The organism is Enterococcus mundtii, from assembly GCF_002947535.1.
In the GTDB taxonomy this organism is placed as follows: domain Bacteria; phylum Bacillota; class Bacilli; order Lactobacillales; family Enterococcaceae; genus Enterococcus_B; species Enterococcus_B mundtii_B.
The window spans coordinates 193105-206507 of sequence record NZ_PUAP01000027.1; the positions used below are offsets into that span (position 1 = coordinate 193105).

Sequence of the window (13403 nt, forward strand, 5' to 3'; positions counted from 1 at the left end):
GACACATCGTTCGTTTTTTTGAGATAAAAAGACAGAATAATCAGACTTTATTTTTTTTATCTTCAAAGTAAGGCGTGTAAATAGATGTTATTAAAAAAATTTTTTAAGATTTGGGCGTATAGTCAAACACGTAAACTGATCAAGAAACAACAGCCGGCTGATTATTTCCTGTGATCAGGTAATAAGAGAGGAGAAATGAATCATGAAAGATATGGATATCAAAGCCGTCTTTATTGGCGACAAAGCAGAAAATGGACAAGTGTATAAAATGCTATTGAATAAGATGGTAGATGAACATTTAGGTTGGCGTGAAAATTATTTGCCAGCTGACCTTCCCGCAATCAGTGAAGCAGACAAATCAACAACGTCTTATCTTGCGACACGACAACATATGATGGAAGTCTTAGATGAAGTCAGTGAACGAATGCGTGCCGGTTCAATTCCTTGGCATTCAGCCGGACGTTATTGGGGACAAATGAATGCAGAAACATTGATGCCCGCTTTATTGGCTTACAACTTTGCGATGCTTTGGAATCCTAATAACGTGGCATTGGAATCGTCAATGGCCACATCACAAATGGAAGCAGAGATCGGAGAAGACTTTGCGAAGCTGTTCAGTATGCCGAATGGTTGGGGACATCTGACAGCGGATGGTTCGATTGCGAATTTAGAAGGTCTATGGTATGCCCGTTGTATCAAATCGATTCCTTTAGCGGTCAAAGAAACTTACCCTGAAAAAGTGAAAGACCTATCGGATTGGGAATTGCTCAATCTATCTGTAGAAGAAATCTTAGAAATGATCGAGACATTTACTGATGAAGAATTAGACAACGTCAAAGCTGCATCTTCACGAAGTGGGAAACACATCCAAGAATTAGGCAAATGGCTTGTTCCTCAAACCAAACACTATTCATGGATGAAAGCATTAGATATTTGTGGTGTTGGATTGGATCAAATGATCGCGATCCCCGTTGATGACTGCTACCGAATGGATGTCCAAGTATTGGAAAAGACGATTCATGAACTAGCTATCCAACATATTCCCGTCCTAGGTGTGGTCGCTGTTGTAGGTACAACGGAAGAAGGACAAGTCGATCGTGTCGATCAAATCGTTGAACTTAGAGAAAAATTGAAAGATGAAGGCATTTATTTCTACCTTCATGTGGATGCAGCTTATGGTGGCTATGCCCGTTGCTTGTTCATGAATGAAGCATATGAATTTGTACCTTACGCATCATTAGCAGAATTTTTTGAAGAACATCATGTTTTCCATCATGAAGTGAAAATCGAGAGAAGTGTCTATGAAGGTTTCAAGGCAATCAGTGAAGCGGAATCAGTGACCGTTGATCCACATAAGATGGGTTACGTTCCTTATGCGGCTGGAGGAATCACGATCAAACATAAAAGTATGCGGAATATTATCTCTTATTTTGCACCTTATGTGTTTGAAAAATCGGTTAAGGCTCCTGATATGTTAGGTGCTTATATTTTAGAAGGCTCAAAAGCTGGGGCAACGGCTGCAGCAGTTTGGACGGCGCACCAAGTTCTCCCTTTGAATGTCACTGGTTATGGTCAATTGATCGGTGCATCAATCGAAGCCGCTCAACGTTTCCGAGAATTTCTTGGTCAATTAAGCATTACTGTCAATGGGAAAACAATTGAAGTCTATCCATTGAATCACCCAGATTTCAATATGGTCGATTGGGCATTCAAAGTCCAAGGCTGTACTGATTTAAAAGAAATCAACCGTTTGAATGAAAAAATGTTCGATGTGTCCTCTTATATGGAAGGGGATGTGTACGCAGAACGCTTCATCACTTCTCATACGACATTCACGCAAGCGGATTATGGCGATTCTCCAGTGGCATTTGTTGAAAGCATGGGTGTTCCAAAAGAGGAATGGCAAAAAGAACAACAAGTTACTTTGTTGAGAGCCGCTATCATGACTCCTTATTTAACAGATGACAACATCTTTGCTTATTACACCGAAGCCATCAAACACGCAATGGAAGAAAAATTAAAAGAAGTTCTTGTGTAGTTTTAGTGATAGAAAGAAGGATCGATCATGACAGACTCAAAATCAACCAAACAACTGTCAACCTTAACGTTTATTGGGATGACTTGCGCATTAGTCGCAAGCATCCGCAATATTCCTGATGTCGCTGCCACTGGTTGGACGATGTTGTTTTATATGTTAGTCGCTGTACTCTTTTATGCGTTTCCGATTTCTCTGATCTCAGGGGAGTTTGCAGGGATGTTTCCTCAAAAAGGAGGACCAGAACTATGGGTCTCTCAATCCCTCGGTAGAAAATGGGGATTTGTCGTCTCTTGGCTTTTATGGGTCCAAATGTTTCCGGGAATGGTCATGGTTGCCTCAGCACTTGCCCCATTGTTTGGCAACATGGTCAATAACGTCCCACTAGGCTTGAATAGTAAATTCACGTTACTCGTGATCTTAGTCGTGTACTGGATCATCACAATATTGAACTTAAAATTCGACATGGCAAAAATTGGAGGGAAAATCGGTGTCTGGTTGGGGTTGTATATCCCATTAGCATTGATGCTCCTATTAGGTGTCGCAGCATGGATCAAAGTCGGTATCATGCCAAATGGAACATTAGGGAAATTTTCTTGGGATCTTTTAGTTCCCGATCCAAGCACTGCAAAATCATTCGTTTATTTTGCACCGATCATGTTCATTTTTACTGGAATCGAAATGTCTTCTGTTTATATCACTCGATTGGCACATCCAGTTAAAACTTATATACGCGGTATTTTCGCTGCGTTAGTCTTTTTATTTGTGGTGAACACTTTGAATGCGTTGGTCGTTGCCAATGTCGTACCAAAGGGCCAAATGGAGTTGAATAATATTGCCCAGTCGATTTCGATCGATTGCCAAATTCTTGGGTTACCACATATGATTGTGAATCTGTTTAGCTTACTCGTATTTGTCGGTGTTGCTGTACAATTGTCTGCTTGGGCTTCTGGTCCAGCCAAAACTGTCACAGAAAGTGCAAGAAAAGGCGCGTATCCTCCTCGCTTCAATTTTTGGAAAACCAATGAATTCGATGTGTCAAAAGCAGTGATCTTGACACAATCCATTATTATTTCTGTGTTTGCACTATTCTATTTATTGATTCCAGGAGTCAATCAAGCATTTTTGATGTTAGTAAATGCAACGACAGTGATTTATTGTATCGTCTATCTCATCATGGGCGTCGCATTCTTACGCTTTAGAAAAACAAATCCAGATATCCCTCGTCCATTTCGCATCGGTAAAAAAGAGGGAAAAGGCAATCTTGGTGCCTGGCTTGTTGTCCTACTCTTATTTGCAGCAATCGTTTTTTCTGTCGGACTTACATTAAAAGCCGGTACGTGGATCAATTTTGTGGCTGTTGCATTGATCAGCGGCATTCTTTTTGTTGCCCCCTTATGTATCGAAAAAATTAGAAAACCTTCTTGGGAACAAGAAATAAAAAACAAATTGAGTGAACAAAAATCAACGAAGTAATCGGAGTAAAGGAAAAAATTTTCGTTTGAAAAACAAACCTAGAAGCCTGGCTCCTATTAAATCACACTAATTATTTCATGTTTGCCTGAAATAATCGACATAAGAAACTCCCTCTCTTACGTATAATAAGTATTATCAAATGAAAAACAGGAGGGATTGCCGATGACATGGTACAAAGAAACTGCTGAACAAACAATGAATAAATTAAAGACGACCAAAGATGGTCTTTCAAATCAAGAACGTACCAGTCGTTTAGAAATACAAGGACGAAATGAAATAGAAGTGAAAAAGAAAGTGAGTCCGCTTCGGAAGTTTTTGAAGCATTTTACGGATTTGTTGATGATCATCCTTATGGTGGCTTCTGTCTTGAAGTTTTTAACAGGAGATTATATTGAAGGTAGTATTATTTTACTTGTGGTGATCATCAATAGTTTTGTTGGTTATTGGCAAGAAAGAAAAGCAGAAGAGTCACTCAATGGGTTAAAAAGTTTAATGAGTCAAGACGCAGTGGTTTTTTCTGAAGGTGTCAAGAAAACTATTCCTGCAACGGAGATCGTCCAAGGAGATATAGTTAGTTTAGCAGCTGGAGATGTCGTGCCTGCCGATATTCGTTTAATCGAAACATATGGTTTGATGATCGAAGAAGCTGCGTTGACCGGTGAATCCGATGCGGTAGAGAAAATGAGTGAACCGTTAGGCGCTGAATTAGGCGCAGGCGATCAACTCAATATGGCTTTTTCAGGCACACTTGTCCAAGCTGGATCAGCGCTTGGTGTCGTCGTTGAAACAGGGAATACGACGGAGATCGGAAAAATCAATCAAGCATTACAATCAGTCCAACAACAAACGACCCCTTTGGTTCGCAAAATCCATCAGTTGAACAAGCAAATTTTCAGAGGAATCGTTTTTCTAAGTTTATTCTTGATTTTCTTTACCTCATTTAGGTATGGCTTAGAGTGGAACTTTTTATTCTCAACAATCATTGCGTTGATCGTTTCTATGATCCCAGAAGGGCTACCAGCGGTATTGACGATGATCCTCTCACTTGGGGTCAATGAAATGGCACAAGAACAAGCGATCATCAAAGGATTGCCTTCCGTTGAGACACTTGGTTCAATGACGGTGATCTGTTCAGATAAAACGGGTACATTGACCAAAAATGAAATGACTGTTGTGGAAACAATGACAGAAGATGAGACCCGCTTACTTGAAATCATGAAAAATTGTCAAGAAGTGCAAACGAAAGATGATCAAGTAGTGGAAGCACTGAGTGGCAATCCAACTGAGCTAGCTTTATTACGATACACAGCTGAACAGAATCTTCCCCTAAAAACGGCGCTTGCTAAACTGCCATTTAGCTCAAGTTACAAATATATGGCAACACTGCATGAAGAACAGGACCATGCAGTAGTGTTTGTCAAAGGAGCGCCAGAAGTTTTATTATCGAAATCTTCTTTGTCACAATCAGAACAGCAGCAATGGATCAATCAAGCATCACAACTAGCAAAAAAAGGCCAACGCGTATTAGGGTTCGCCTACAAGCAATTGCCTATCGAGCAAGAGTTAGACCATGCACAGTTACAACAACTGACATTTGTTGGGATTGCAGGAATCATTGATCCGCCAAAAGAGAGTGCGATTCAAGCGGTAAGAGAGTGTCAGCAAGCAGGAATCTCAGTGAAAATGATTACCGGTGACCATAAAGACACAGCGCAAGCAATTGCTGATCAAATCGGGTTGAAGCATACGAGTAATGTCCTTGAAGGAATCGATATCGATCAACTCTCTGATCAAGATTTAGCGAAGAAAGTGAACAAAGTCGATGTCTTTGCTAGAACTACTCCGGAGCATAAATTAAGGATCGTAGAAGCTTTGCAAGAAAATGGCGAAATCGTCGGAATGACTGGTGATGGTGTCAATGATGCGCCAGCATTGAAACGAGCAGATGTGGGAATCGCTATGGGGATCAAAGGAAGTGAAGTCAGTAAACAAGCCGCAGATATGGTCTTAGGCGATGACAACTTCCATACGATCGCTAAAGCAGTCAAAGAAGGACGTCGGATTTTAGATAATTTACAAAAAACGATCAGCTTCTTCTTACCTACATCTTTAGCACAAGGTTTGGTGATCATCTGGGCATTACTTGCGAATCAGCCATTGCCTTTGACACCGATCCAAATCTTATGGGTCAATATGGTTACAACAATCACATTGTCCTATGCGTTAGGCTTTGAACAAGCAAGTAAAGACACAATGAGTCGTCCACCAAGAGATCCTAACCAAGGGATTTTGACCAAGTACAATGTTTTCCGGATTTTCTATGTGTCCCTCTTGATCATTATCCCAGCTTATTGGTTGGCAATGCAGTTTGAAGGTCAAGCCTTACAACAAACTGTTCTTTTACAAAACATTGTTGCTGCCCAAGCCGTCTATATGATCAATTGTCGTGAGCAAGTCGATGCTTCATTGAATAAAGGCTTCTTCCAAAATAAATTCTTATTTATTTCATTAGGTATTTTATTTGTACTTCAAACTGGGGTCATTTATCTACCATTTGCGCAACAAGTCATTGAAACAACAAGCTTGAGCTTTGCCCAACATTTACCGATCCTTGCAAATGTAATTCTATTATTTACAATCGTAGAAGTTGAGAAACGAATCAGTAAAACATGGATCAAAAGAAAAGAAAGAGAAGCTTTTGCCGGTAACTGAGAATCCAATGAATAAAGTCAAAGCGGCAGTCTTCCCCTAGGTTACTTTAGAGGAAGACTGTCGCTTTTTCTGTCTTATTACTCAGTGCTGAACGCTTATTTTACAACCTGATAAACGGTGTTCAAGAAGCAACACTTCAATAATAAACCAAAAAAATCAAAAATGAAAAAGCCATTTTCGATTTTTCTGTCTTATTACTCAGTGCTGAACGCTTCTTTCACAACCTGATAAACGGTGTTCGAAAGCCAGCTTCTTCAATATTAAGTCAAAAATCGAAAAAATATGGGAAGCTATTTTCTCAATTTCTGCCTTGATACTTGGAGCTGAACGGCTTTCTCACAACCTAGATAAACGGTGCTCAAAAAGCTGACCTTCAACATTAAGCTGAAAAATCAAAAAATATGAGGAGCTATTTTCTGATTTTCCATCTTACTGCTCAGGTCAGACCGCTTTTTTCACAACCTGGATAAACGGTGTTCAAGAAGCAACACTTCAATAATAAGCCAAAAAAATCAAAAATGAAAAAGCCATTTTCGATTTTCCTGTCTTATTACTCAGTGCTGAACGCTTCTTTCACAACCTGATAAACGGTGTTCGAAAGCCAGCTCCTTCAATATTAAGTCAAAAATCGAAAAAATATGGGAAGCTATTTTCTCAATTTCTGCCTTAATACTTGGAGCTGAACGGCTTTCTCACAACCTTACAAATAACTTCTAAATGTGAGTTCGGTCAATTGGTCGAGCTCGTTTTTGGTTGGTATGGTAGAGATATAGATGATTGGTATTGGGACTTGGTCGAGGGGGGTGTTCGAGACGAACAAGTCGTTTTTATGGAACGTGATATCAGAAAGTTGTGATAATTCTACTGGGATCAATTGAACTCGTTTCCCAAAGTAATCATTTAATTCTTGTTGCAAAAAGGCTTTCCAAGAGGGTTCGCCTTGGAAGAAGAAATACAGGTTCACTTTATTTGGACGAACGGATAAGATTGCTTGCTGGATCAAGAAGGATAGTAGGCGTAGAAAGTATTCGTCTTCTTGGACAGGCAATTCTTGCTTCAATTGATCAAGTAATTGTTGTTTGAATGGATACAATTGTGGATATTGTCGTTCATATTCTTCTAAGAAATACTGATACTGCAAATTCAATTGCTCGATCAAGATAGGTGATTCATGATATTTCAACAGCAATAAGATCAAGTTATCAGTAAGCTTTGTCTCGTTTAATTCTTCTAAGTGCAAGGTATCTGCTAAATCTTGAACGAATTGTTTGATCTTGCCTGAAAAAGGATAATTTTGTAAGATATCAGCCACAGGTTCTTGGTATTGGTTATTGTAATTCCAACTTTCTAAAAAGCAAAAGAAGGCAAAAATCAATTCATTTTTTTGTAAATAAACGCCTTCTAATTCATAAAGTGCAGTCAATTCAGTGGCATACGTGGAATAAAGAGTATCCTCAGGCTCAAAGAAGGAGTCGTCGATACGACAATTTGCTTTGACACGTATCGTGTTGATGAAAAACCAGCAAATGCCAAAAATCTCTTCTGTTTCAACAGAAAAAGGGGTTTGCTTCAAACGTTTCAAAAAACGAAAGTAATGGGATTCATGGATGGAATAATCTTCAAAAAAATAATTATTATGGGTAAATGGCATCAAAAGACGATGATAAAACAAGCGGATCGCATTTTCAGAGCCACTCATCGTGCATGTATATTTTGTCAGCTTGATCTGTAAATCATAACGAAGGAGTTGGCGATTGACTTTTCTTGTATGGCGTTTCAGCGTTTCATAAGAAAGTCCGTTAGCTGCTAAAAAATTTGGGGTCGAACATTCCTTTGTAAATAATAACTCTTTGATCAATTGCACACTGACGGATTGCTTTAGAAACAATTCCCACAGATCATTGGCAAGTAGATTTTTTTGATTGAGCAAACGAATCCCTGACTGATCACTATCGATCAACCAACCATCAGGTAACTGTGAACGGATCACTTGTAAATCGGAAAAAATCGTACGCTCTGTTGTATTAGTTTCTTCAGCAAGCTCATTGACGGTGATTTTGGGATGGTTTAAAAGTAGTTCGATCAACGTGACTTGTCGTTGTAAATCTTTTTCAGTGATGATTTGGTGCATGAGCGAGTACATCCAACATCCCTCCTTTAAAATAAATTATAACACAATCCTTGACTTACATAAGCGGTTTCTTGTAGTTTTGGAGTGAGAGAAAACAGAGGATATTTAACGAAAGGGTTGAATCGTAATGACAACGAAAAGCGAACAATACAAACGCTTATTAGCCATCGCAGAAGCCGGTCTTTTCTATGGGAAAGATCCATTTGACGAAGAACGTTACCAAGAATTGAAATCGATTGCTTTATCTTTATTGAGTAATGGCGATAAGGAAATCGAAGAGCGTCTTGAATTTATTTTAGAACAAAATGAAGGATACCCCACACCAAAAGTCGATGTACGTGCCTTCATCAAACAAGAGAATAAGATACTGCTAGTGGAAGATAGTCACACAAAAGAATGGGCATTACCGGGTGGTTTTGCGGAAATTGGTTATTCGCCAAAGGAAAATATCGAAAAAGAAGTGAAAGAAGAAACCGGGCTAACGGTGACGGTGGACCAACTACTGGCGATTTTTGATACGAATACCCGAAAAGATATCCCACAAGCCTTTCAATACTATAAAGTCATTTTCGAATGTTCGATAATCGAGGGTTCTTTTATCACGAATATTGAAACTTCAAACAGTGCCTTCTTTGCATTAGATGATTTACCTACTCTTTCCCAAAAACGGACGACAGAAGAACAGCTGACTATCTTAGCTAAAGGTAATTTGCCTTACTTTGATTGATCAATATATTTTTGTTGCATTTGCAACAAAAATCAGTACAATAAAAGTACGACTAAAGGAGAGAAAAGATGGCTGAGATCATAAGAGAAATCGGCGCGATAGCGCGAGCGCTAGATTCGATCAGTAATATTGAGTTTAAAGAAGTCGCTTTGACGAGAGGGCAATACCTGTATCTCGTTCGGATTTGTGAAAATCCAGGCATCATTCAAGAAAAAATAGCCGAAATGCTCAAAGTCGATCGAACGACGACTGCTCGTGCGCTGAAAAAGCTAGAAAGTAATGGCTTGATTCGACGTGTAACTGACGAACAGAACAAGAAAAATAAGAGATGTTATCCAACGGAGCAAGGGGAAGCACTTTATCCGATGATCACCAGAGAACACCAGTATTCTACGAAAGTCGCTTTAGCAGGCTTGTCTGAAGAAGACATCCAGCAGTTGGAAAGGTTATTGACACATGTAAGGAAAAATATCAGCGAAGACTGGAATTTTGTAAAAAAGGGCAATAAACGCCTGTATTGAAAGGGATGTTTTAGTGGGGAAGGTAGAAATCAGACCGATTGTGGGAAGTGAAGTGGAACTCCTTCAAGCAATCAGTATTGAAACGTACATGGATACTTTTGGCGAATATAACACGCAGGCAGATATGGATGCGTATCTTTCGCAAGCGTATGATTTGAAGCGACTGTCAAATGAACTGATCCATCCAGAATCTGCTTTTTTCTGGGCGCTAGATCATGGAGAAATTGCGGGCTATCTAAAACTGAACACAGGAAAAGCACAATCCGAAGAAATGCCTGAGGATCATCTAGAAATCGAACGGATCTATATTCGACCACCCTATAAGAAAAAAGGGATCGGCACTCACTTGATGAACTGGGCGTTGGCTCAAGCGAAAGCACAGGGGAAAACTGCTGTGTGGTTAGGTGTGTGGGAACATAATGATCCCGCCCAAGCTTTTTACCGTAAGCATGGTTTCATACGCCAAGGACAGCATGTGTTTTATATGGGCGACGATGCACAGATCGATCATATCTTAGTCAAAAAAATCAATGAGGTGTAACGAATGAAAAAATTTGTGGCAGATCCATCTTTTTGGGAAGTGTTCCCAGAAGCAAAAATTGAGATCCTAACGGTAGAAGGGATCAATAATCAAGTCGTTGATGAAAACAAAGCGGATTACTATGACAAATTGAATCGTGCTGCCAAAGAAGCAAGAAATTATTTGACAGAAGAACCTTTTAGTCAAAACGAAGTGATTGCGCAATGGCGTCAAGCGTTTACCCAGTTCAAGACAAAAAAAGGCGCACGTTCATCGATCGAAGCACTGCTAAAAAGAGCCAGTCAAGGTCGCGAATTTTTCCCGATCAGTCCGTTAGTGGATATCTATAATAGTATCTCTTTGCGCTTTGGTGTACCCTGTGGCGGCGAGGATCTTGACACGATCGTTGGGGATCTTCATTTGGGTAAAGCTCAAGGTGGAGAAAATTTCTTGCCATTAGGCGCAGAAGCAGATGCTCCCGCATTACCAGGAGAAATCATTTATTATGATAAAGAAGGCGCAGTATGTCGCTGCTTTAACTGGCGTGAAGCGCAACGGACCATGTTAACAGAAAAAACGACGAACGCTGTGTTGGTAATCGAGGCAGTCAACCCACAACAAGCAGAAGTTGCCGGAAAAGCAATGACTGCTTTACAAGAAGACATTGAACGAACATTTGGTGTAACGAGTACTAGACAAACAGTGACGAAAGAACAACCAGAAATCACTTTGTGACCGGACACGTAGGAAATAACCAAAACGATGGAGTCACTCGTAATCTTCAAACAAAGCAGACTTGAAGATGGCGGGTGATTTGTCTTTTGATCGCTTAACACGAAAATAAGCAACGTTCACTCAATCATCTTATGCTTAATAGCAGTGACTTCCACTAAGTGTGTTTCCGCTTTCGTGCTATAATGAAAACAAGCTTTTATTTAGAGGAGGCGTTGTCAAATGATCCATAAATCTCGTGTCATGCTATACGTCGAAGATGTCGCGTTAGTCAGTCGGTTTTTCGTTGAGCAATTGAAGGCAGAAATAGTAGAAACGTTGGAATTGCCAGAGGAATATCAAAGCATTGTCTTGCGTATGTCGCAAGAATTAGAATTAGCTATTTTTCCTCGGACATTCGTTGAACGATTTTCACCAGAAGTGTTAGGACCACCACCGTCTATGATTTTCTTTACAGATAAGTTTGACGAACTTTACGAACAAATCGAAACAGCTGGTGAAATTTTGGAGAATAATGGCTTGTTGACGTTTAACTTTTCCGATCCTGAAGGAAATTTTTTTGTGATTGCAAAATTAGAATCGACAGAAAAAGTAGATGAAAGGGAGACAGAAGATGAAAATCTCGATCACTGAAACACTTGAAGATTATTTCAAAAAGCAACGGATGAAAAAGAGTGATAAATTGAGAATGAAGAATTTGAAATCTGGGAAAAATCCTGCCAAAGGATGGAATAAAATGGTCGATACAGGCTTCGGTGGTTTAAATTCATTAGATTATCGTGGGAAAGGGAGTAATTTACCGATCAGCCAAATCGACAATCAGCAATTTCGTGCGGAAGAACAAAAGCGAATCGGTAAAGAAACCCATAGATAGAAGCTTCTTCAACTATTGTGTACTTAGTTTTATTTATTAGTAATCGACATACTCTTCTCTAAATGAAAGCGGAATAGGTAAATAGTAATGTTCGGATTTTTGATTAAATCCGAATTTTTTGTTTACTTATTTCTTTATTTGGGATAATATTAAACACGTTGTTTTATTAATAAATCTAATATAGTAAGAACTTTTTTATAAATGTTCGGTTTTAGGGGGATGAACGATGAAGGAAAAGATACTTTCCTACTTCGAGATTGACGCACTGAATACGACGGTGAAACGTGAGATACTGGCTGGGTTTACGACATTTATCTCTATGGCATATATCTTATTTGTCAATCCAACAGTGCTTGGTGCTTCGGGGATGGATGAAGGGGCAGTGTTTACTGCGACAGCATTAGCCAGTGCCATTGGCTGTATTTTGATGGGGGTCGTTGCACGCTACCCGATCGGGACAGCACCTGCGCTAGGAATCAATGCCTTTTTTGCTTACTCGGTCTGTTTAGGTATGGGGATTCCATGGGAAACAGCATTGGCAGGGGTGTTTGTTGCTTCGTTGATTTTTATTTTGATCACCATTTTTAAATTACGTGAGATGATCATTGATGCCATTCCAACAGACTTGAAGTTTGCGATTTCTGGCGGGATTGGTTTGTTTATTGCCTTTCTAGGCTTGAGTGAAGGTGGCTTGATCGTGGCAAATGAATCAACTCTTGTTGGCTTAGGTTCATTGAGTGTCGGTTCCACTTGGTTGACAATTTTTGGGTTAGTCATTACCGCGGTATTGTTAGTTCGTCGCGTACCAGGAGGGATTTTTATCGGAATGGTAGCTACCACACTTCTAGGACTAGTCACTGGACTGATTCCTATGCCTTCACAGCTTGTTGCGGCAGCACCTAGCTTGAAACCCACTTTCTTAGTTGCATTGAAACACGTTGGTGATATCAATAGCTTACAAATGTGGGTAGTCGTTTTGACGTTCTTGTTAGTGACATTCTTTGATACAGCTGGAACATTGGTTGGTCTAGCAAACCAAGCTGGTTTCATGCAAGATAACAAAATGCCACGTGTTGGGAAAGCACTGGCTTCGGATTCTACCGCGATGTTAGCTGGTTCTTTGTTAGGTACATCGCCAGTTGGGGCTTTTGTTGAGTCATCCGCAGGGATCGCCGTTGGTGGACGATCTGGACTAACTGCAATCACAACAGGGATTTTATTCTTGTTCGGGTTGTTTTTCTCACCATTATTATCAGTCGTGACTTCTCAAGTGACTGCACCTGCGCTGATTTTAGTTGGTGTGTTGATGGCACAATCATTACGTCAGATCGAATGGGGAAAAATGGAGATTGCTATTCCTGCTTTCTTGATCTTGATCGGTATGCCACTGACTTATAGTATCTCAGATGGGATTGCACTAGGATTCATCTTTTATCCAATCACCATGCTAGCAGCAAAACGTGGCAAAGAAGTCTCACCGATCATGTACGCGCTGTTCTTTGTCTTTATAGGATTCATGTGGATCTTGAATGTTTGATTGATTTGGATAGAACTTGAGTGTTCATTCGCTTTTAAAAGAGTATGGGACAGTCCAGTCGCCCTTTCTCGAAAATAAAAAACGAGTCTGATTTTGATGTGTTTTTGTCAAAATTGGACTCGTTTTTAGTCATACAAA

At 39.8% G+C, this 13403-nt stretch carries 11 protein-coding genes; 10 read left to right on the forward strand and 1 reads right to left on the reverse strand.

From position 1 onward, the window contains the following. Window positions 1–202 precede the first annotated feature (202 nt). The 3 genes from tdc to CUS89_RS09530 all read left to right on the forward strand — a co-directional run bounded on the left by tdc (window position 203) and on the right by CUS89_RS09530 (window position 6223). A complete protein-coding gene (tdc, locus tag CUS89_RS09520) occupies window positions 203–2038 on the forward strand; it encodes a tyrosine decarboxylase (protein ID WP_104871935.1) in 1836 nt (611 codons plus the stop codon). Window positions 2039–2065: 27 nt separating this feature from the next. Then, on the forward strand, window positions 2066–3511 hold the full coding sequence (locus CUS89_RS09525) for an amino acid permease (RefSeq protein ID WP_104871936.1): 1446 nt from the start codon (window positions 2066–2068) through the stop codon (window positions 3509–3511). Window positions 3512–3673: 162 nt separating this feature from the next. Beyond that, window positions 3674–6223, forward strand: a complete 2550-nt coding sequence (locus tag CUS89_RS09530; protein ID WP_104871937.1) for an HAD-IC family P-type ATPase — start codon at window positions 3674–3676, stop codon at window positions 6221–6223. 700 nt (window positions 6224–6923) lie between these two features. Here the strand turns inward: CUS89_RS09530 and CUS89_RS09535 are convergent. Further along, window positions 6924–8366, reverse strand: a complete 1443-nt coding sequence (locus tag CUS89_RS09535) for a helix-turn-helix domain-containing protein (protein WP_104871938.1) — start codon at window positions 8364–8366, stop codon at window positions 6924–6926. Between the two features lie 115 nt (window positions 8367–8481). Between CUS89_RS09535 and CUS89_RS09540 the strand changes: the two genes are divergently transcribed. From CUS89_RS09540 to CUS89_RS09570, 7 genes are all read left to right on the forward strand, one after another. Then, complete coding sequence (locus CUS89_RS09540; RefSeq protein ID WP_104871939.1) at window positions 8482–9081, forward strand: NUDIX hydrolase N-terminal domain-containing protein; 600 nt, start codon at window positions 8482–8484, stop codon at window positions 9079–9081. Between the two features lie 68 nt (window positions 9082–9149). Further along, window positions 9150–9602 (forward strand): MarR family winged helix-turn-helix transcriptional regulator, encoded by a 453-nt coding sequence (locus tag CUS89_RS09545; RefSeq protein ID WP_104871940.1) that lies wholly within the window; start codon window positions 9150–9152, stop codon window positions 9600–9602. A 13-nt stretch (window positions 9603–9615) separates the two neighbouring features. Beyond that, window positions 9616–10143 carry a GNAT family N-acetyltransferase gene (locus tag CUS89_RS09550; protein ID WP_104871941.1) on the forward strand — a complete coding sequence of 176 codons (528 nt, stop codon included), beginning with the start codon at window positions 9616–9618 and terminating at the stop codon, window positions 10141–10143. A 3-nt stretch (window positions 10144–10146) separates the two neighbouring features. Continuing rightward, window positions 10147–10857: a B3/B4 domain-containing protein gene (locus CUS89_RS09555; RefSeq protein WP_104871942.1), complete on the forward strand. Its 711-nt coding sequence runs from the start codon at window positions 10147–10149 to the stop codon at window positions 10855–10857. 219 nt (window positions 10858–11076) lie between these two features. Next, the gene (locus CUS89_RS09560) at window positions 11077–11487 is read left to right on the forward strand and encodes a glyoxalase/bleomycin resistance protein/dioxygenase (protein ID WP_023519027.1); all 411 of its coding nucleotides are present in this window, start codon (window positions 11077–11079) and stop codon (window positions 11485–11487) included. Next, a complete protein-coding gene (locus tag CUS89_RS09565) occupies window positions 11468–11728 on the forward strand; it encodes a hypothetical protein (RefSeq protein WP_019724093.1) in 261 nt (86 codons plus the stop codon). The genes CUS89_RS09560 and CUS89_RS09565 overlap by 20 nt, the downstream gene beginning before the upstream one ends. A 226-nt stretch (window positions 11729–11954) precedes the next feature. Beyond that, on the forward strand, window positions 11955–13265 hold the full coding sequence (locus CUS89_RS09570; protein WP_071866218.1) for an NCS2 family permease: 1311 nt from the start codon (window positions 11955–11957) through the stop codon (window positions 13263–13265). Window positions 13266–13403: the final 138 nt, after the last annotated feature.